Origin of the sequence: Amycolatopsis sp. H20-H5, from assembly GCF_035828755.1 — a bacterium.
In the GTDB taxonomy this organism is placed as follows: Bacteria; Actinomycetota; Actinomycetes; order Mycobacteriales; family Pseudonocardiaceae; genus Amycolatopsis.
Map to the genome: position 1 here is coordinate 67,650 of NZ_JAYMZS010000014.1, position 20,310 is coordinate 87,959.

18 protein-coding genes and 1 pseudogene are annotated in these 20,310 nt (G+C 64.8%); 8 read left to right on the forward strand and 11 right to left on the reverse strand.

All coding sequences use genetic code 11. The features are described from left to right. The first annotated feature begins 345 nt into the window (after positions 1 to 345). The 4 genes from QMK34_RS10925 (at position 346) to QMK34_RS10940 (ending at position 7,887) form a co-directional block, all read left to right on the forward strand. On the forward strand, positions 346 to 804 hold the full coding sequence (locus QMK34_RS10925; RefSeq protein WP_326413621.1) for a hypothetical protein: 459 nt from the start codon (positions 346 to 348) through the stop codon (positions 802 to 804). Next, positions 801 to 1,586, forward strand: a complete 786-nt coding sequence (locus QMK34_RS10930; RefSeq protein ID WP_326413622.1) for a hypothetical protein — start codon at positions 801 to 803, stop codon at positions 1,584 to 1,586. The genes QMK34_RS10925 and QMK34_RS10930 overlap by 4 nt, the downstream gene beginning before the upstream one ends. Positions 1,587 to 1,993: 407 nt before the next feature. Continuing rightward, complete coding sequence (locus QMK34_RS10935; protein ID WP_326413623.1) at positions 1,994 to 5,407, forward strand: helicase-related protein; 3,414 nt, start codon at positions 1,994 to 1,996, stop codon at positions 5,405 to 5,407. A 569-nt stretch (positions 5,408 to 5,976) separates the two neighbouring features. Beyond that, positions 5,977 to 7,887 carry a DUF1156 domain-containing protein gene (locus tag QMK34_RS10940; RefSeq protein ID WP_326413624.1) on the forward strand — a complete coding sequence of 637 codons (1,911 nt, stop codon included), beginning with the start codon at positions 5,977 to 5,979 and terminating at the stop codon, positions 7,885 to 7,887. Between the two features lie 318 nt (positions 7,888 to 8,205). Here QMK34_RS10940 and QMK34_RS10945 read toward each other — a convergent pair whose 3' ends face one another. The 3 genes from QMK34_RS10945 to QMK34_RS10955 all read right to left on the reverse strand — a co-directional run bounded on the left by QMK34_RS10945 (position 8,206) and on the right by QMK34_RS10955 (position 10,189). Further along, a complete protein-coding gene (locus tag QMK34_RS10945) occupies positions 8,206 to 8,433 on the reverse strand; it encodes a hypothetical protein (protein WP_326413625.1) in 228 nt (75 codons plus the stop codon). Positions 8,434 to 8,659: 226 nt separating this feature from the next. After that, positions 8,660 to 9,124, reverse strand: coding sequence for a hypothetical protein (locus QMK34_RS10950; RefSeq protein ID WP_326413626.1), 465 nt, complete (start codon positions 9,122 to 9,124; stop codon positions 8,660 to 8,662). 849 nt (positions 9,125 to 9,973) lie between these two features. Beyond that, positions 9,974 to 10,189, reverse strand: coding sequence for a hypothetical protein (locus tag QMK34_RS10955; protein WP_326413627.1), 216 nt, complete (start codon positions 10,187 to 10,189; stop codon positions 9,974 to 9,976). 210 nt (positions 10,190 to 10,399) lie between these two features. Here QMK34_RS10955 and QMK34_RS10960 point away from each other — a divergent pair, with 210 nt between their 5' ends. After that, positions 10,400 to 10,909 carry a hypothetical protein gene (locus QMK34_RS10960; protein ID WP_326413628.1) on the forward strand — a complete coding sequence of 170 codons (510 nt, stop codon included), beginning with the start codon at positions 10,400 to 10,402 and terminating at the stop codon, positions 10,907 to 10,909. Between the two features lie 495 nt (positions 10,910 to 11,404). On the opposite strand, the gene QMK34_RS10965 is transcribed toward QMK34_RS10960, so the two are convergent. Both QMK34_RS10965 and QMK34_RS10970 read right to left on the reverse strand, forming a co-directional pair. Continuing rightward, complete coding sequence (locus tag QMK34_RS10965; RefSeq protein ID WP_326413629.1) at positions 11,405 to 13,834, reverse strand: hypothetical protein; 2,430 nt, start codon at positions 13,832 to 13,834, stop codon at positions 11,405 to 11,407. Positions 13,835 to 13,852: 18 nt separating this feature from the next. Then, the gene (locus QMK34_RS10970; protein WP_326413630.1) at positions 13,853 to 14,086 is read right to left on the reverse strand and encodes a hypothetical protein; all 234 of its coding nucleotides are present in this window, start codon (positions 14,084 to 14,086) and stop codon (positions 13,853 to 13,855) included. Positions 14,087 to 14,241: 155 nt separating this feature from the next. Here QMK34_RS10970 and QMK34_RS10975 point away from each other — a divergent pair, with 155 nt between their 5' ends. Next, entirely contained in the window at positions 14,242 to 14,703 is a 462-nt protein-coding gene (locus tag QMK34_RS10975; protein WP_326413632.1) for a hypothetical protein, read from the forward strand. 90 nt (positions 14,704 to 14,793) lie between these two features. Here the strand turns inward: QMK34_RS10975 and QMK34_RS10980 are convergent, their stop codons facing one another. Then, entirely contained in the window at positions 14,794 to 15,384 is a 591-nt protein-coding gene (locus tag QMK34_RS10980; RefSeq protein ID WP_326413633.1) for a hypothetical protein, read from the reverse strand. 612 nt (positions 15,385 to 15,996) lie between these two features. Here QMK34_RS10980 and QMK34_RS10985 point away from each other — a divergent pair. Beyond that, on the forward strand, positions 15,997 to 16,410 hold the full coding sequence (locus QMK34_RS10985; protein WP_326413634.1) for a hypothetical protein: 414 nt from the start codon (positions 15,997 to 15,999) through the stop codon (positions 16,408 to 16,410). Next, entirely contained in the window at positions 16,407 to 17,204 is a 798-nt protein-coding gene (locus tag QMK34_RS10990) for a hypothetical protein (RefSeq protein ID WP_326413635.1), read from the forward strand. Before QMK34_RS10985 ends, QMK34_RS10990 begins: the two co-directional genes overlap by 4 nt. Before the next feature lie 97 nt (positions 17,205 to 17,301). Here the strand turns inward: QMK34_RS10990 and QMK34_RS10995 are convergent, their stop codons facing one another. The 5 genes and pseudogenes from QMK34_RS10995 to QMK34_RS11015 all read right to left on the reverse strand — a co-directional run bounded on the left by QMK34_RS10995 (position 17,302) and on the right by QMK34_RS11015 (position 20,205). Further along, positions 17,302 to 17,877, reverse strand: a complete 576-nt coding sequence (locus QMK34_RS10995) for a hypothetical protein (RefSeq protein ID WP_326413709.1) — start codon at positions 17,875 to 17,877, stop codon at positions 17,302 to 17,304. A gap of 103 nt (positions 17,878 to 17,980) precedes the next feature. Continuing rightward, positions 17,981 to 18,085, reverse strand: a pseudogene (locus QMK34_RS11000) (hypothetical protein); the annotation flags it as partial. Further along, positions 18,076 to 18,366 carry a cation:proton antiporter gene (locus QMK34_RS11005; protein WP_326413636.1) on the reverse strand — a complete coding sequence of 97 codons (291 nt, stop codon included), beginning with the start codon at positions 18,364 to 18,366 and terminating at the stop codon, positions 18,076 to 18,078. The gene QMK34_RS11005 and the pseudogene QMK34_RS11000, both read right to left, overlap by 10 nt. A 201-nt stretch (positions 18,367 to 18,567) precedes the next feature. Continuing rightward, positions 18,568 to 19,851 (reverse strand): glycosyltransferase, encoded by a 1,284-nt coding sequence (locus tag QMK34_RS11010; protein ID WP_326413637.1) that lies wholly within the window; start codon positions 19,849 to 19,851, stop codon positions 18,568 to 18,570. Positions 19,852 to 19,968: 117 nt separating this feature from the next. Beyond that, positions 19,969 to 20,205: a hypothetical protein gene (locus QMK34_RS11015; RefSeq protein ID WP_326413638.1), complete on the reverse strand. Its 237-nt coding sequence runs from the start codon at positions 20,203 to 20,205 to the stop codon at positions 19,969 to 19,971. Positions 20,206 to 20,310 lie beyond the last annotated feature (105 nt).

Sequence of the window (20,310 nt, forward strand, 5' to 3'; positions counted from 1 at the left end):
GACGATCGCGGCCAACCCCGCTCGCCGACAGCCCGCTGTTACCCCCCGCCACCAGCGAAATGAGTTCCGTTGGTGGGGTCGCCAGCATGGGCGGGGCCGGCGGCACGACCATGCAGGCGCAGTACCAGCATCGCCATTGCCGGGTTCGCCGACATCTAGATCACCCGATCCCACGGTCGTAGACGAAGTGCACTTCGTGATCATCCGCGCTATCAAACCCGCTGACACCGAGCCGATCGAAGATCACTCGACCTCAGCGTTTGGCCAGGGCGCACTACAACGTGACATTCCAGTGGTACATAACGAAAGCGACTCAATCCGGCATCGCATGTCCAAAATACGTCGGTGGACCTTGGGGGAGCTTATTACAACCCGAAAGACCAGGTCAGAGCCCTTGAGCAGCTCTGCGGGAAGCTCCCCCGCCTCGACGCCCCCGAGCCGACCCCAGCCACACGGAACCGACCCCGGCGTGCTCGGCAACTCGCCGACGAACACATCCAAGAGCTGATCGCCGGCTACAGCTCCGGCGCCACAGTCCGCGCACTCGGCGATCGCTTCGGCATCGAACGACGAACAGTCAGCACCATCCTCCGCCGGCACGGCGTGCCGACGCGCCGCCGCGGCCTCACGCCCGAGCAGGTCGACGACGCGATCCACCTCTACAACTTCGGCTGGTCGCTCGCCTGGATCGGCGCCCGGATGGACGTCACGGCCGGCACCGTGCGCAAACGCCTGCTCGAACACGACGTCACCATGCGTGACACCCACGGACGCCCGCATATCGAAGCGGGCAGCCCACGATGACCCAGCCCGCAACCGCCGTGCCAACCGGATCAGGTTCGAACAGCCCTGCTGTCGTTCAAGTCGTCACCGTGATCATGGGCATCGTCGTCGGCCTCACCTTCCTCTTCGGCTTCGGCAATGTCCTCAACCTCGCCCTCCGCCTCGGGGTGCCCACCTGGGTCGCTCCCCTCGCCGCCCCCGCCGTCGACCTCACAATCCTCGGACTCCTCCTCGGCAGTCGACAACTGGCCCTTGCCGGAGCAACGCCAGCCCAACTGCGACCAGCCCGCCGCCTGCTGATCTTCGCCAGCGCGGTCACCCTGGCACTCAATATGGCTGACCCAATCGTCGCGGGCCAGAACGGCAAGGCTGCGTTCGACGCTGTAAGGCCGTTGCTGCTGATCGGGTGGGCGGAGGTCGGCCCGAACCTGCTCAGGGCGCTGACCAATACACTTAAACCATCCGACAGCGTGAGACGGACGGATGCCCTGTTCGCCGACGAACCGACGACTGCCGGGCACACAGCGTCCGAGTCGTGCAGAGACACGAAGCCCAATAGCGCTCCGGCCGACAGGCAGAGCAGTCCTGCGACTTTCAGCATGCTTGGCGACGACCTGCTGGAGCGCGCGAGGCGCGCGGACGCACGTCATTGGGACGAGCATCGCCGACCGATCTCCGCAGACACACTCCACAGGACGCTCCGCATCGACACAGCCCGCTCCAGGCTCCTCGTAGCGATCATCCGGGCCGACTCACGACAACGATCAGCTCCATACGAGATGGCAGCCCGCGTTAAGGGGTGAAGTCAGATGATCGACACCTCGAAGCCCGCGACCCGATGAGGGGCAACTGGCGACTCACCTCCCCCGGATAATCGGTCGGCGCATCGCCCGAACCGCCAGGCCGGCAGCTGGGTCTGGTGTGGCGGCAGTCCAGCGCGTCTATTTGACGTGTTGCGTCGATCTTCGCGGTCAGGTGCTCCTCTGCCCGTTGACCGCTGTGACCAGACGTGACAGACCAAGTGGAGTGGCGACCACTGCGAGCAACCGGCCGCGACCGTACGGAACTGCGGCCGTCCGGCTTAGTCGACTACCCTCAAGGTCCGTCGCCGGTGCTGTGAGGACCGGCGAACCAGGCTACCGCGGGTTGTAACGCGAAGGCCGAGCCTCTCGATCGAACGTTGGTGGGCTGTTGGCGAGGAGGTCGATAGGTGCGGCTTGAGGAGGTCAAACCCGGGTTGCGCCTCGAGGGGCTCATTCCGGCCGAGGTGATCACCGTCGTCGCGGCGCAGTGGCATGGTGCCGACGCTCTGGAACTGACTTACAAGACCACCGCAGGTGGGCTCGGGCAACAGGTGATGTTCCGGCAGGACGCGGACACGCTATCCATCGCCCAGGCTGGGAGCCGCGCCTTCGACGCTCCGGCCAACGACTTCAAGTTCGTTGCCGAAGCCCAGCGGATCACGCTCGCCGGCCTATTCGATCCCATGCTCGCGGTGGCGACCAGCGATGTCCGGCCGCTGCCGCACCAGATCCGCGCCGTCTACGGTGAACTGCTCCCGCGAACGCCGCTGCGGTTCCTCCTGGCCGATGACCCCGGCGCCGGTAAGACGATCATGGCTGGGCTCTACATCAAGGAGCTGATCCTTCGCGACGACGTGCAGCGCTGCCTCATCATCGCACCCGGCGGCCTCGTGGAACAATGGCAGGACGAGTTGTTCTTCAAGTTCGGCCTACGCTTCGATCTGCTGACCAACCAGCTCATCGACGCGAACGTCAATTTCAACGTCTTCGAGACCAACCCGCTGCTGATCGCCAGGATGGACCAGCTCAGCCGCAATGAGGAACTGCGGGCGCGGTTGAAGGAGACCGAGTGGGACCTGATCATTGTCGACGAAGCCCACCGGATGGGGGCGCATTACTTCGGCGGCAAGCTGGAGAAGACGAAGCGTTTTCAACTCGGTGAACTCCTCGGCGAGGTCACTCGCCATTTGCTGCTGATGACGGCCACCCCTCATTCGGGCAAAGAGGAGGACTTTCAGCTCTTTCTCACCCTGTTAGACCGTGACAGGTTCGAAGGCAAGCACAAGGTCAGCACCGACACCAGCGGCATCATGCGCAGGATGGTCAAGGAAGACCTGCTCACCTTCGAGGGCAAGAAGCTGTTCCCCGAGCGGATCGCCGCAACCGTTCCCTACGAGCTCACCGCCAGCGAGTACCACCTGTATGAGCGGGTGACCCAGTACGTCCGTACCGGGATGAACCGGGCGGACAAGCTTGACGGCAAGCGGCGGAACACCGTCGGCTTCGCCCTCACAGTGCTACAGCGCCGTCTCGCCTCCAGCCCGGATGCGATCTACCAGAGCTTGGTCCGCCGCTCCGGGCGCCTGGAGCGCAAGAAGCACGAGATCCTCAACGGCACGTTCCGGGAGACCGAGCCCACGATCGACTTCGACGACCTCGACGCGGGCGAATACGACGCCGAACAGGTCGAGGCGCTGGAGGAAGAACTCCTCGACGCGGCGACTGCGGCACGCACCGTTAAAGAGCTCGACGCGGAGCTGGTCGAACTGGCCGAGTTGACCGCTCTCGCTAAGCAGGTCCGAGACACGGGCACGGACCGCAAATGGACCGAGCTATCGGCGATCCTGCAGGACAACGCCCTCACGACTGACCACGACGGATGGCCTCGCAAGTTCATCATCTTCACCGAACACCGCGACACCCTCGACTACCTCCGGGGCCGCATTAGCTCGCTGCTGGGCCGCCCGGCTGCCGTCCGAACCATCCACGGTGGCGTGCGCCGCGGCGAGCGCCGGCAGATCACCGAGGAGTTCACCAAGAGCCACGACTGCCAGATCCTCATCGCCACCGACGCTGCGGGCGAGGGATTGAACCTGCAAGCTGCCCACCTGATGGTCAACTACGACCTGCCGTGGAATCCGAACCGGATTGAACAGCGCTTCGGCCGGATCCACCGCATCGGCCAGGAAGAGGTCTGCCGGCTGTGGAACCTGGTCGCTTCCAACACGCGTGAGGGCGAGGTCTTCACCCGCCTGCTCTCGAAGCTTGAGGAGATGGGCAAGGCCTATGGTGGAAAGGTCTTCGACGTGCTCGGCGAGGCGTTCACTGAGACCCCGCTCCGGGACCTGTTGAAGGAGGCGATCCAGTACGGCGAACGCCCCGATGTTCGGGCGAAGATGCACAAGGTCATCGACGCCAGCGTCGGCGACGGCGTCAAAGAACTGCTGGAGGAACGGGCTTTGGCCGCCGACAACCTCGCCGAGGCTGACCTGGCGGCGCTGCGTGCGGCGATGGACGACGCCCGCGCCCGCCGCCTGCAGCCGCACTACATCGAATTGGCCTTCAAAGCAGCGTTCACCCGCCTCGGTGGCCGGATCGCCCGGCGTGAACGTGGACGCTACGAGGTCGCCAACGTGCCAGCTCATCTCCGGGCCAGCAAGTACGGGCCGATCGCGACCCGCTATGACCGTGTCACCTTCGATCTGGCCCGGGTCGCCCCGGAAGACGGCCTCGTCCGCGCCGATCTCCTCGCCCCCGGTCATCCGCTGCACGACACGGTCATGGACGAGGCCATCAAACAGTTCGGTGGCACTCTCAACTCGGGAACCGTGCTGGTGTCCTCGACCCTCGACGAGCCGCACCTGATGGTGGGCGTGATCGAGGAGGTCGCGGATGCGACCGGCGCCAGCGTGGCCCGTCGTTTCGGCTATGCGTTCGTCGACAGCCTCGGCACCGTGTTCGCAGCCGGTCCCGCGCCCTATCTTGACTGTGTCGACGCCCCGGAAACGCCCGCAGTCCCGACGGCTCGTGCCCTGCCGTGGCTGGCGGAGGCGGAAGACAAAGCCATCAGTTGGATCATCGCCCACCAGCTGCCGGAGCATCTAGCCGAGGTTCAGCCTCGGCGCTTGGCGGAACTGACCAGGACACGGACGTTGGTCACCAAGCGGCTCGCATCCGAAAACGAACGCCTGCTCCTCGAGGCCGTGGTCGCCGCCGAGAAAGAACACAAAGGTGAGAAACCGAAGGAGACCTCTGACAGCCTCAGCCGCAAGGCTGCTGAGCTCGAGGTGCGATTACGCCGCCGACTCGCTCTGCTTGACCAGCAGAGCCTTATGTCGACAAAACCGCCGCTCATCGTCACCGCGGCGCTCGTCCTGCCGATTGGTCTGCTGGAAGACGACCTCCCGGCTAACGCCCCCATCCACGCCAAGGAGACCAAAGAGGTCGAACGCCGCGGCGTCGACCTGGTGCTGGCCCGTGAGCGGGAACTCGGCCGACGACCGGTCGAGCAGCCGTTCAACAACAAGGGCTTCGATATCTTGTCCACGGCATTGAACGGCGACACCTACCGGATCGAGGTCAAAGCCCGCCTGGACGGCGCCACGGACTTCTTCGTCACCCACAACGAAGTAATGACCGGCAAGAACGCCGTGCCCCACTACCGCCTCGCCCTCGTGCGGGTCGACCCGCGCGGGCCCCAGCACGACACGGTCCGGTACCTCGACAACCCCTTCGCCACCACCGACCTCGGCAATTTCGAGGCCACCGGAATTCGCGGCGACTGGGCCAAGATGTGGGCCAAAGGAACGGTGCCCTTCTGATGCCGACAACTACCCCCGGAACGCTCGTCGCGGTTCTAGCCAACCCGCCCCTGACCGATGGCAAGCGGACCCTGCGTCGGGTGGCCCTGGCGGCCGAGCTGCTCGGCTTCGACGACGTCGCGGTGGCGAACCTCTTCTCAGTCCCGTCACATCGGACCGGTGCCATTACTGAACTTGGGACCGCCGAGGATGGATGGCTGGCGGCGAGAGCTTCGCTGGAGACCTGCCTTGACGCGGGTGACGGCGTCTTACTCGCGTACGGGGCCACCTCACCCTCTGGCGAGGCGCGACTGCAGTTCCGCCAACAGGTCACGTGGGTACACAGCCGAATCGCCGCCAGAGAACTGCCGGCGTGGCACGTAGGCGACGGGCCGAGACATCCGTCGCGGTGGCAACGATGGACCTATCGCGCGCACCCTGATGTGCCTTTCGCAGAGGCTCTGCGCGACAGTCTTGTCCCGGTTCAGGTCGATTACGTTTGGCCGGCCGCTAGATTTGAACGAGCAAGTCGCGGTGACGAGATGCCGCTTGGTCGAGCCAGCTCCAAACTCAGAGGGTCGAGAAGGTAGATGTACAAGCGCAAGCTGATTGAGGTGGCCCTGCCACTGGAGGCTATCAACCGGGAGTCGGCCCGCGAGAAGTCGATCCGGCACGGACACCCGTCGACGCTGCATCTGTGGTGGGCACGCCGCCCGCTCGCGGCGGCCCGGGCAGTGTTGTTCGCGCAACTCGTCGACGACCCGTCATCGCGGCCTGACGAGTTTCCGACGGAGGAACTTCAGCGCAAGGAGCGGGAACGGCTGCACAACCTTATCGAGCGACTCGTCGTGTGGGAGAACATCCGCGATGAGAAACTGCTGGCTGAGGCTCACGCGGAAATCCTGAAGTCCACCAACGGAAACCCGCCGCCGATCCTCGACCCTTTCGCTGGTGGCGGCACCATTCCGCTTGAGGCGCAACGGCTCGGTCTGGAGGCACACGCCTCGGACCTCAACCCGGTCGCGGTCCTCATCAACAAGGCGCTCATCGAGATCCCACCCAAGTTCCGCGACCAGTCGCCGGTCTTCCCTGGCTTGGCTGACTCCCAGATCTGGCACTGGCGGGGCACCGAGGGCCTCGCTTCCGACGTCCGCGCCTATGGCGCCTGGATGCGCGACGAGGCCGAGAATCGGATCGGCCATCTCTACCCGAAAGCCATCCTCCCGGACGGTTCCAAGGCGGCCGTCATCGCCTGGATCTGGGCGCGCACTGTCACCTGCCCCAACCCCGCCTGCGGAATCGAGATGCCCCTTGTCCGCTCCTGGTGGCTCGGCAAAAAGAAGGGCAAGGAGGCGTACGTCGTCCCCTCCGTCGTCCCCGATCCCACCCACCCCTCGGGGCAGCGCGTGAAGTTCGACATCGGCCATGACAAGACCGGTGCACCGACTGTTTCCGCCGACGGAACCGTCGGGCGAACGGGCAGCTACTGCATCGCATGCGAGACGGCCGTGCCGCTGAACTACCTCCGGGCGGAGGGCCGCGCCGGTCGAATGTGGTCGCAGCTGATGACCATTGTAGGCGAGGGCAACCGCCAGCGTGTTTACCTTCCGCCCAGCGCTCACCACATAGCCGCCGCCGAGGTTGAGCGGCCGGACGACGTGCCGGCAGGCGACCTTCCGAGTAATCCAAGGGACTTCAAGACGCCGAACTACGGCATGACGACGTGGGCGGACCTTTTCACAAACCGCCAACTTGTCGCGCTGACAACCTTTAGCGAGTCGGTCTCCGAGGCCCGCGACCGCGTCGTCGCCGACGGTGGCACACCCGAGTACGCCGACGCCGTCGCCACCTATCTGGGTTTCTCGGTCAGTAAGGCACTTGCACGCAACAACACAATGTGCGGCTGGGAATCAGGAATGGACCGGATTCGGGGCTCGTTCCAACGACAGGCGGTACCCATGACATGGGACTTCGCGGAAGCCAACCCACTCACCGCATCAGGTGGCGGCCTCTCTGCGGTTGTCCAATCTGAAGTCGAGGTCCTTGAAGCACTCCTTAGCCGGGACGGTGGGCATGTAACGCAGGCTGACGCGGCATCGCGGAGCTACGGAGCCGTGATCAGTACAGACCCGCCGTACTATGACAACATCGGCTACTCTGATCTGTCGGACTTCTTCTATGTGTGGCTCCGCCGATCGCTGCGATCAATCCACCCTGAACTGTTGTCGACAATGCTTGTGCCGAAGGCAGAAGAACTTGTCGCCAACCCCTATCGACACAATGGTAAGGATGGCGCTAAGGAGTTCTTCGAAGACGGCTTTCGCTCTGTGTTCGCGCGCGCCCGACAGATGGCTCGCGAGGACTTCCCTATCACGGTCTGGTACGCCTTCAAACAGAGCGAGGCTGACGATAGCGGAGAAGCCTCCACGGGCTGGGAGACGCTGTTGGAAGGCATGATCCGAAACGGATGGGAAATCACCTCGACGTGGCCGAGTCGCTGAGTACCGGCGTAGCCCACCGTGGATCGCTCCAGTCGGAGACCTGTCGTGCGTGCATGGCGGACGACATGGTGATCAAACAACAAGATAGGAGTGCAAAATGTTTTGACGGGTTTTTGGACGAAATTGTCAACTATAGATGGCTGCTGGCGAGAGCTCGCTGCCTGCGCAGCCAATTCACCCGGCGGAGCGGTGGCTACTGTAGCGACTCTTGTTCGGAGACAGATGGGACCGTGCCTGGCGCCGAAACGGCATCGGCGTGGCCGTCACCGGCGCTGCCGAGGTCACCTGGATAGCGCGGCGACCGCGACCGCCGGGAAACTACCCGATGAAGTCGACGGCCACGCCCTGTTCGACGTCGCAGCCCGCCGCCGTCAGGCCCTCGACCGCGGCGACATCGACATCGGCGTCGTCGGATTGGACGACATCGCGGCCGGTCCGCGCCGCCCACGACCCCGAAACGCACACAGCCTGCCCGATGTTCACCCGGCTCGCACCCGAAGGACCGGAGTAGGCGGATTGCACCCGAGCCGAAGCCGACGCCGTCATCTGGTGCACTGGGTTCCGGGCCGCCCCGACCCACCTTGCGTCGCTGCAGCCCACCGGCGGGGCACGTCACCACCGACGGCGCCCGCGCTGTCGACGCGGCCAGACTTGATCTGCTCGGCTACGGCGACTGGGCCGGCTTCGCCTCGGCCACCCTCGTCGACGTCGGCCAGACCGCGCGTGCTGCTGTCGCCCAGATCTCGGGACGTCTGGTGAGTTGGAGTCAGGGTTATCCGGTGAGTCCCGCCCGCTGGAGATCTGCGACGAACGACTTCAGCTCTTGGCCGAACGCGGGTGCTGCGTAGGTCTTCACGACGTCCGTTCGAGCCGGGCAAACGTCCAAGTCAGGGCACACCAGCGGAATCATGACCCGCAACGTCTTGTACAGCTGGGAATGCGGAAGTGTACCGAGGATCTGCTTGACCCCGAACGCGGACGTTGCGCTGAAGACTTCGGCGAGGAACTGTGGGCAGCCGACCCGGATCAACCCGGCCCGGAGCGGTAGCTGGGCCCCTTTGGCGTATGTGCCCGGATCGAGGCCCTTCGCTGCTTTGTTCAAGCACACGCAGAGTCCGTGCTTTCGGTAACGCACCCGTTGATGCCAAGGAACCTTGTCAATGGCGCGGTTGGCCAGCCGCGTGTAGAAGCCGTTCTCGTCGAAGACGTAGGCTACGACATCACCAGCGATGTTCAAGGGGTCCCGGGTCAGCGACTCTTTGGCGCGTTGACCACGTTCGATTTTCGGGTCACGTTTCGTCTGGACCGCGCGTGGTGGCTTTGGTGTCCGAGCGGGCGAGGTTGCTTGCGATCGCGGTGGCGTGTACTGCGCAGTCGGTGGAGCGGTCCAGTTCGGTCGATGGACCGAGGCTCGTGCAACGGCGCTGCGTTGGTACGTGGAGCGGCTTGAGGTTTGGCCGCAGTGCTGGCTGCGCTGGGTTCCGTAGATGTGGGCGCCTCCACACGTCGAACAGTGATATTGGTTTCGGGGAAGTCGCCGTTGAGCTGCCACCCATTCCACGCTAGGAACGAGATCGGCGGTGGTCACTCGGCCATTCCGGTCCAGATCCGTACCGTGCCCGTCACGCTCTGTGCTGTAAGTCGTCCCTGTGAGTTAGAGTCGTACGTCCTCATCCGCTCGTCGCATTCGTCGACCATGACCAGGCCGGTTCCGGTGAGCCGGTGGCCGCGCTGTAGCGGCCCGGAAACCAGGATCGCCGAACTCGATTTTCTGCCTGGGTCACACCTTCCGGCGCCGACGGTTGATTGACCGGCTGAGCGCAAGTCGACGGCCCGAGCTCGGTGATCCAGCGTTCCCCTCTCGGCAGCACGCGACGCACAGCAACGCTGCGGCCAGACTTCCGCCCGCTGGACACACTCCCCGACCGCGGAGCCGATCGGAGAGCTCGATAACGAAACAGACACAAGTCCGCAGCACCTGTCCAAATCTGTCGTCGACCTTCGAGTTCCTTAATCGAACACAAAAGACCAGTTCAGAGCCGTGCAAGAGTTTCGCGAGAGGCTTCCCGGCCTCGACGCGCCCAAGCTATCGCCGGCCAAATCCGCTCGGCCCCGGCGTGCTCGGCAGCTCGACGATAGCCAGATCGAGCAGTTGATCGCGGGCTACCTCGGGCGCGTCGATGCGTGCCTTAGGAGAGCGCTTCGGCGTTGAGCGGCGGACAGTCAGCACCATCCTCCGCCGGCACGGCGTGCCGATTCGTCGCCGCGGCTCGCTCCAGAGCAGGTCGACGACGCCATCCACCTCTACAGCCTGGGCTGGTCCCTGGCGGGAGTCGGAGACCGCTTGGGGGCGACCCGTCACCGTGCTGAACAAGTTCCGCGAACGCGGTATCGCCACTCGCGACACCCACGGGCGTCCCCGTGTCGAAGCGGGTGGTACGCGTTGATAGGGCGTGCAGCTGGCTCAACTCGTTCAGCTCCAGACGGGGCGACGGTCGCGCAGACCGTCACCGTGATCATGGACGTGGTTGTCGGCCTGACCTTCTTGTCCGGCTTCGGCAACTTCCCCAACCTCGTGCTTCGGCTCGGTGTGTCCGTCTGGGTCGCGCCGCTGGTTGCCCCGGCGGTGGATCTTTCGGTCCTTGGGCTGCTGCTCGGCACGCGGCACCTGGCTTGGGCTGGGGCGTCCGCAGAGGTCCTGCGGCTCGCTCGCCGGCTGCTGATCTTCGCGAGCATGGCCACGCTCGCGCTGAAAGTGGCAGAGCCCCTGGTCACGAGCGAGTTCAGCAAGGCAGCCTTTGACGCGGTGGGGCTACTCCTGTTGATCGGCTGGTCGGAGGTAGGTCCAGGCCTGCTGCAAGCCATCGGTGCGATAAGTCGAGCCGCGGTCGAGATCGATCAATGCGAGCCGACGTTTTTGAGGACTTCGACAATGCCGAGCCGGTGGCCCACCTCGACGAGGAAGTTGCACCGCGGGATGGCGAACGAGCAGTCATCGGGCGCACATCGGACGCACTTCTGACCAAGGCGCGGCAGGAAGACGCGGGATCATCGGGAGGCCGGTATCCGCTGACACATTGCGCGTCCGGCTCGGGGCGGGTGCCACGCGGGCCCGCCAGCTCGTCAGGATCGTGCGGTCCGAGTACGACGCTCAGGTGGTTGCCTAGTGATCTGTCGGTGAAACGGCGGACGAGGCGCAGGAGGTAGCCGCCATCGGCGCGAGCTGCTGGTCGTCGAAGCGAAGCTGAAGTTCTGTTTACCCGGCTCGACCGCGATTCCCGGGAGGCATGATGCTGCGGCCGAGCTGCTAGGCCAGCAGTTCGCGGTGCACCGCCGCGGCGTTCCCGCGGCAGTACGTCAGCCAGACACGGAGCCAGTCGTCGTTCGTTGTCTCCGTCATGCCCGGTCGCGACAACGGGCCAGCCGATGCCACCAGGGACCTACTTGCGGCCGACGTGCTGTGAGCTCCTGGGGGTGTGGGCAGGGCGTTCTGCTCGGTGTCGTGTTACCGCCTCGGTCAGCGTGCTCGTCCTGGGCGTGGGACGCGTCGGCTCATCCGTTCGAGCGGGAACAAACCGGCAGCTGGTTCGGGTGCTGCCTCTTGCTCCACTGGCGTGTTGTCGTACAGAAGCTGTTGCAGGGTCTGACCGCCGCTGTCGAAGATCAAGCAGGCTGCGCGGTAAGCGCTTGTCTGGCCTTTCTTGGCTTTCAGGTAACGCGCCAGGTACTCGGCTGCTTCGGCCGGTTGTTCGCGGCGCCCGAGACAGGCCCAGACGAGCAGCATGTGCAGTCCGGTGTCGTCACCCAACAGCGTCGTCATGGAGTGGTGCTGACCGTCCTGACGAACGACTTTGGCGAGATCCTTGGTGAAGCGGCCGAATTTTTTCTGCGTCGGACCGTTCAGGCTGAGCAGCGCGACGCAGGTCGCCAGCCAGCCGGCCTCGCCGCCTTCGGTGATGGCATCAACCAAGCGGAGAATGGCGTCGTTGGCGTTGTAGCGGGGCTTGGCAGCGTTGCTGCCGTCTTCTACGGCGTAGTACCAGGCGTCGAGCGGTTCGGTTCTGCTCTCGACCACTTGAGGGGCCTGTTCCCGATGTCGCCGCTGCTCTCCGGTCCGTGGTGCGAGCGACCACGGCAGGTCCGCGTTGAGGCGTTCAGGATCGGGTTCGAAGTAGAAGTGGGCTTCGAGGAACAGCATGAAGAGGTCGAGCTCGTCGACTGCCCGGTACTTCCACGTGGTTTCCGGCTGGGTGCGCCGGCGGAGGTAGAGGATCAGCTCGCTCGGCCGGTCGAGCAGTTCGCACACGACGCGCAGATCGTGAACCGAGACGGTCCAGGGGATGTTGTCGCGCCGGAGAACCCCGGCGGCGAGCAGCGCCGGGGTGGTGGTGGTGACACCGGACAGGTCTTCGAGGCCGACCGCGATGGTGTGGACCTCGCGCACCCCGCTGACGTCGAGCCATTCGCCGTTGTCGAGGCGGAGGCGCTTGTCGGTGAGGATGCGGTCGCGAAGACGGCCGGCTTGGTCTGCGGCCGAGGTAATGATGTCCCGGAGTTTCCCGCGGAGCCGGCGGGCAACGCCACCGCGTGCTTCGCCGGTGAGCGAGACAGACTTGACCTCGATGATCAGCGCGACGTCGTCAATGAGCAGAAGGCCGTCGGCTTCGACGCGCTTGGTGAAATCCGTCGGTTCGAGCTGCGGCTGTGGTGCTCGCGGGTCGGGGACGAAGTAGTTGAGTGACCGGTACACGCGGGCGTTCGGCAGGGCTCGTTCAAGGAGGTCAATAGCCGCTTTTTCGACCCACGGCCCGCGGTGGTCTTCGTAGGCCGTCATACGCCCCGCCGCCTTGAGTCGGGTTTCGATGACCTCTCGCACGGCGGGTAGGGCCAGGCCATCGTGGACGAGCATGCGCCGGCCGGCGGGATCGGCCACGATCGGAGCCGTTCGAAGTGGATTGTCGCCGCGGAAGAAGCGTTCCAGGGTCTCGTCCGGTCCGAGTTCATTGTCGAGCGTGAAGACGTCCAACACTGCCTCGACCACGGTCGGCTCGTACCCCGTGGACGACGCGACGGCGCTGACGTCGATGACGGTCGCTTCGCAGATATTCGTGGTCAGGTCGTTTATGGCGTCGAACATCTCCTGCGCCGCACGCACAGCGTCGGGATCAGGTGCTGAGGTGGAATCCCGCTCTTCGGCTCGGAATGCCTCCAGATGAGGAAGCGATGCGTCGCGAGCATCTGTCATTCGAGAAAAACGTTGCTGTATAGCGGAAGTTGGTGCAGTGCGTACTGCCTCCATCACGCGTACCGCTTCAAGGCCAGTGAAACCGAGCACCTCACTACAGGCCTCGTTGACCTTCGCGTCGTCGAACAGCCCCAGCAACGTGTCGAGCAGCATGTGCGGGTAAACCGGGTTTCGCAGGTTGACCTCGCGCTGCACCGACCGAAAGACGACAGCCTGTTCCGCACTGCTCGGCGGGGACTCGAAGATGCCGACCAAGCTGCCCACCGACAGAGCCTCCCGAGCGGCTGCCTCCAGCGGATCCGGCGTGAACCGTGCGGGGTCTTGGTGGGCGACGACCGGCTCGACAGAGCGATCGCGACACGCCAGCACCAGCGCGATCACTTCGAGAGCGGCTGCGGACTGCTCGATCCCGTAGTTTCCTTGCCGCATCATCATTCCGACGCGCACCGCGGAGACCGCCTTGAGCAGGTCAAAGCCGCAGGCTCGCTGCTCGATCGTCCGGGCCAGCTCACGCAGCTGACGGCGAGCGGCCTCCGCGGCGCCCGAGTAGTCATCGTAATTTTTGGCGTACTCGGCGAACCGGTCGACCATCAGGGCGACTTCGGCGACCACGCCTGGTACGGCATGGGCAGCAGCACGCTGACGCTGCGCCTTATCACGCTTCTGTCTCGCCCGGCGCGTCTTCTGCCGCTTCCCGCTCATCGAGTCAATCTACCCAAGTTACTCACCAATACCGGCCGGACGCGCCGAATGGCCGCCCAGCTCCAAGGGAAGAAAAGTGACCAAGTCGATTATCGCCTTTCGAAGACCCTCCGCTGTGACGCCGACGGAGGTGCCGAGGCCCGTTCCGGTCAGGTAGGTGCGGAGCAGCTTGGCGCCACCGAGGCGTGCGGCGAAGATCGGAACTATTTGATCACTTGAAGGCTGGCGGCCATTTGCGCTTGCAATCAGCATGCTTGGAACGCTCAGTCGACTGGGCGGCCAGGACTACTTCTGGAACATGGTGGACGATTCACTCGCTACACGGCTCCAAGGACTCCTTTAATACCAAGTCCCCGGTTCCGCCCCTCACGAGACTCACGGCGGGCGCGTTCTTCCACCTCGCAGTGGTGCGGTTCGATCTGGCACGGCAACGGCTGCCCAAGCTCGAAGAATTCTTCGGTAGACTGCACATAAACGATCAGATGACCATCGCGGGAAACTGGCCCCCGCGCTACTTCGTGCCGACCGTAGTTGATGCCCTCCGGACAGCGGGTAGTTGGCGCGGCGGCGAGTCCGCTGGCCAACTCCTATTGAAGCATGCGCCCTGTCTTGATCCGAACGACCTGCGTACGGCGCTGTCAAACTGGGCGGATAACTCGCAGTGTCGATATGCATCCAAAATGCCTGAAATTGCCGTAGTGGTGTTCCAGGACGCGAACCACCTTGACGGGGCGCGTATCGGAGCCTTTCGGGAGTTCCTTATCGACGTCAAAGCGAAGATGCAGGAAGGACGAGAACCTGAAGAGTATAAAGAATACTCTGAATATCCAGCTTTGGCGGAGGTAGCGAATTCCTGGGGAAGCGCATAAGGCAAGTGCTGAAACGGGCGTACAAGCGACCGGAACGAGGAACGGGGGCATTCGACAGGACGGTGAGCTGCTCGGCTAACCGAGCTTTCATTAACATCCGGACCGCTCAAGAGTAATTTCTGCGCCAGCGCTCCTCGTCCCGTATGCAGTCTCCACAGAAAGCGTCGGCGTGAAAAATTGCAGAGGACAGGCTAGATCCTGATTGCGTAACGAGACAACCGAAACGATCACGATCGCGTTGGCTGCAGGCGAGTAGTGGCCTATGTTGACTCCTGCTCCGGTGATTCCGTCAGATAACGGTTCACCGTGGGGGTTGTTAGAGTTGAGAAGGTGCGTGCTACCGGACAAGAATGTCAGTGCTTCTGGCAATTGTAACTTCATCAGGACATTGTTCTCAGTGATGTCACCTGAATTTTTGTACAGCAGTCGCAGCTGGAAGCCCGTCGCCGGCAGGACATTCACCGAAGGTTGAAAACGCTGCCCATTGGCGCGCGCTTCCAAAGCGACCTCGAAGTCTGGACCCGCCTTCTGACTGGCCGGCGCCGCCGTTCCACTGCTCGTTAGCGGCAAGGAGACGGTGACTTGTTGTGACGGCTTGTCCGGACTGGCGTTGCTGGTCTGGCTAGACGGTGTTAGGGCAATGGTCACGGCAATCCCACTGAAAGTGAGGACAGCGCTCACCACGCCAGCGACTGAGCCAGTCCGAGTCCAGTGAATCGAGCGCCCATGCCACCACGACCTTCGTGGAACCCTGTCCAGGGGCGGATCAACTGCGGCGTTGTCTTCGGGGCCAGAGTCAGGCATGGGGTCAATGATGCCCGACGCGTGACCACACAGTGGGGTTCACGTGACATCGATCGGCCAGTTTGATCGAAGCCACACTGAGTCAACCCGGCACAATGCCCAAACGACGATGCCTGCTGTCGACGTTGTTGGGCAGAGCCCTGTTTGGTCAGCGTGGGTGTTGTCGCATCGAATCCACCCGTGCGCCGGCGATCAGCGAACGTGCTGGGCGTTCGCTGCTGCTGACCAGCAACCGGTCACCGGTGGACTGGTATCCGTTGTTCCCAAAACGCCGTCGCCCCCGAATCGCTGCTGGACCAGTTGATCAACACCAGCCACTAGGCGTTCATGAACGACCCCAACTGCCGCCCGAACGAGCAGCCCATCCAGGCACCCTCGATAACAAACTAGACAACTTTTGTCTGTACCTGTCCAAAAAACAGACAATTACGCATTGTAACGGGAGTGGACCTTAGGGGAGCTTATTACAACCCGAAAGACCAGGTCAGAGTGCTGGAACAGCTCCGCGAGAAGCTCCCCAGCCTCGATACGCCCGAACCGACGCCAGCTAAACATGACCGTCCTCGGCGTGCCCGGCAACTCGACCACGACAAGATCCAGGAGCTGATCGCTGGCTACCAGTCCGGTTCGACGGTGTACGAACTGGGTGATCGGTTCGGTATCGAACGGCGAACGGTCAGCAGCATCCTCCAGCGGCACGGGGTACCGATGCGCCGCCGTGGGCTCTCGCCTGAGCAGGTCGACGATGCCATCCACTTCTACAACCTCGGCTGGTCACTGGCGCGAGTCGGTCAACGCCTGGGTGTCGACCACGTCACCGTGCTGAACAAGCTGCGTGAACGCGGCGTGCCCACCCGGGACACCCACGGGCGTCCGCGCATCGAAGCAGGTGATCTTCGATGACCCGGCCCGCAGCTATGTCGACTCGGCCAGCTTCAGAAGGGGCTGCTGTCGTCAAGACCGTCACCGTGATCATGGGCGTCGTCGTCGGCCTGACCTTCCTGTTCGGCTTCGGCAACGTCCTCAACCTCGCGCTCCGTCTTGGCGTGCCGGTCTGGGTGGCTCCACTCGTCGCACCTGCTGTCGATCTCTCAATCCTCGGGCTGCTACTCGGCAGTCGGCACTTGGCCCTGGCCGGGGTGACACCGGTGCAACTGCAGCCAGCCCGCCGACTGCTGATCTTCGCCAGCGTGGTGACCCTGGCACTGAACGTGGCCGACCCGGTCGCAGCCGGTGAGTACGGCAAGGCTGCGTTCGACTCCGTGGGCCCGCTGCTGCTGATCGGCTGGGCAGAGGTCGGCCCAGATCTGCTGAGGGCGCTGACCACGGCAAGTCGACCGGCCGACGCAACGCCCGACGACGCGATGCCGATGCAGACTCCGTGCGCCGGCGAACCAACCGCTTTCGGACAGACGGCGCCGGAGTCGTCCAGGGAAGACGCGAAGCCCGGCTGCACTTCGGCCGGCACGCAGTGCAATCGGCCAGCTTCCAGGATGATTGACGACGATCTGCTTGAGCGGGCGAGGGAGGAGGACGCACGTCATTGGGATGCGCATCGCCGACCAATCTCCGCGAACACCCTCCGGAAGAAGCTCCGTATCGGCGCTGCCCGCTCCAGGCTGCTCGTGGCGATCATCCGGGCTGACTCGCAAGGACGACCAGCTTACGACCAGCTGCCGGTCCAGGCCGGAGTGTGAGGTCGGACGATCACCGCGGTTCGGCGCTCACCTCAACCCGATGGAGAGGTCGTGCTGAGCGAGCAGGTCTCGGAAGACACCAGAATCACGACGCTGATCAGGAACCCCCGAATGCCCGTTTCAGGGGCAGCGGTGATCGGCGAGTAGTAACCCGCCGATCATCGCGCACGGTACGGCGCCCAGGGCGAACCAGGCGATCATCGACCAGCGGAAATCGCGACGGTTGAGCCAGAACCGCGATCCGTTGCCGGGCAACTGGGTCAAGGTGAGCATCGGGACGGCAGTGCGGAGTCCGAACAGGACGGTGAACGCGGGCAGGAGCAGTAAGCAACCACCGAATCCCGCGACGGCCGACAGAAGTGCGAGGCCGATCGCCGAGTGGTTCGAAGTGTTCCGCGGCGACCCGGTCCATGGTGGCCAGTGTCGAGCCCGCGGCGAACGCCGCGAGGTAGGGGTTCTCGTGGGTCAGGTGGCAGCCCGCGTGGAGCATTACCGCGATCGCCAGCGGCCCCAGCGCTTGCAGTCGGGGTTCGGCGGTGAGCACCTTCAGTCGCCACGCGAGGGTGATCAGCACCAGGCCCGCGATCCCCAGCACGAGTCCGAGCACCAGTTCGATGCCGACGATGCCCAGGTTGGAGGAGTTGTGGGCGGCCGTGGCCAGGAAGATCAGCACGAACGGTAGCGCGAGGCCGTCGTTGAGCCCTGGGCTCGACGTTGAGCAGTCTGCGTAGCCGCAACGGCACATCGCTGCGGCCGGCGATGGCGGCGGCGAACACCGGGTCGGTCGGTGACAGGATCGCCCCGAGCAGCAAGGCGGTCGGCCAGTCCAGTCCGACCAGGAAATGCGCCGGGACCGCGATGCCCACCATCGTCAGCGGCATCCCCAAGCCGACCGCGCGACCGGCGAGCCGCCAGCCTCGCGCAGCGCGGGCACGCTTGCCCGCTGGCCGTCGGTGAACAGCACCATGAACAGGGCGATGTCGGTCAGTGCGGTGACCAGCGGATCATGCGGCGCGATCGTGACCAGGCCGAACCCTCCCTGCCCGATCAACGCGCCTGCCAGCAGGAACAGCAATGCCGTCGACAGGACGGTTCGAGCCGCGACGCCTGACAGCAACACGCTGAACAGCAGCACCACGCCGAACGCGAGTACCAGCGCCATCAAGTTCCGTCCCCAAGTCGGGTGACTCCGCTTCGGTGTCGAAGCGGAGCGCCGACCAGGCTTCCCGGCGCTCCGTGCTTAAAGATGTCGTAGATGCCGACCGGGGCAAACCGAATCGACGAAGCGGCCCGGTGCCGCTGGTCGCGTTCGCGGCGGTGGCCAATCCCGCGTCATTCGCGTTCTAGATGAAGGGGAGCCGGGTCACCTCCGGTGGTGCGCCGACGCGATGCGCTCCAGCGCGGTCACCGCAGCTGATATCCCGTCCTCCGCGCGCACCCGCTGGCCCAACTCCTGGGCGGTGTGTGCCATGTCCGGATCTGTGCGGGCGATCGTGATGGCGGTGGCGAGGCTGGAGGCCGTGAGGTGGCGTTGTGGCAGTGGCGTGGGCGCGACGCCGCGCTGGTGTGCCAGGCGGGCCCAGAACGGCTGGTCGGCGACGAAAGGGCAGACCACTTGCGGGCATCCCGCGGCGAACGCGACGCCCGCGGTGCCGGCTCCGCCGTGGTGGACCGCGGCGGCGACGCGCGGGAACAACTGCTGATAGTCGACCTCGTCTACGACGAGAACGTCATCGCCGTGCGCACTGCCGGCGAGTCCGCCCCATCCGGTGCCCATGACCAGGCGGGTTCCCGCTCGACGTGCGGCTTCCAGGACTGTGGCGGTGCTGCGAGCGGGGTCTTGGCCGGACATCGAGCCGAACCCGACGAACACCGGCGGGTCACCGGCACCGAGAAACTCCTCGACCCGCACGGGCAGCGATTCGTCCGACGGCGGCAGGACCCAGTATCCGGTGGTAAGCACAGAGTCGGGCCAGTCTGCTGGCGGGGGCAGCACCGCGGGACTGAACGCGTGCAGCACCGGACCCTGGCCGTTGTCCGATCGGCGCAAGGGATCGTGCCGTCCGCGCCGGCGCAGTAGCCCGAGGGTGTGCTCGCGCCATCGGTCGACGACCCGGCCGAACATCGCCGCCGGGGCCTTCATCCCGAGGAAGGTGGCACAATTGGCCGCTGCGGGCAGCCACGCCGGGACACCCACCCCCGGCCAGGGGAATTGCCGGGTTGGCACGTACATCGGGATCGGTAGTGCCAGGACCGCCGGGACGCCCAGCGCCTCGGCCACGTGTTGCCCGGCGATGATCTGGCCGTTGTGCACCACGACATCCGCACCCGCTCCCGCGCCGTGCGACGCGACAGCCCAGCAATCCTCCAGCACCTGGGTGAACATTCCCGGCATGGTCCGTGCCTGCTGGAGCCTGGCACGTATCCCGCCCTCGATCACGGCGCCCGCACCCGCCGGGTCGTCCATCAACCGCATCGGGCCGTCGTCCACTCCGGCGAACGGCACCCCGCGCTCGATGACGAACCCGCCGAACCGGTGCGGCGCGGTAAGCACCACCTCGTGCCCGGCGGCCAGCAGTCCCCGTGCCAGCGCCACGAACGGCTGGACATCGCCGCGCGTCCCCAACGTCAAGATCAGAACCTTCATCGGTGGATCTCCCTGCTCAGGTGAGGTCACGGCGGTCGAATGCCCAGACGGCCACCGCGAGCAGGACCGCGGTCATGGCGGCCAAGATGCTCGCGTCGGCCCACTGCACGCCGTTCTTCAACGGTTCAAACACCGAGGTAGTCGTGAAACGGCGCGCAGCTTGACTGCCCACCGGGCGTCGAGTTGCGCGCCGAACGTGCTGGCCGCATAGGCCAGCACGCCGATCACGGCGCTGGCGCCGGGTACCAGGCCGCGCCGGGCACCCGCCGCGCCGAGAACGAGGGCCAGTGCACCGAAGGTCATGGCGAGCAGTGCGGCGTTGAGGCATTGGCCGACGAACCCGCCAATCGACACGGTGTCGAGCTGAGCGCCTGATCGGGTGGGTGATCAGCACGTCGAGGTAGCCGGCTTCCTCGTCGCCCGCGATGGCGCGGGTGCCGGTGGTGATCCCGTACATCA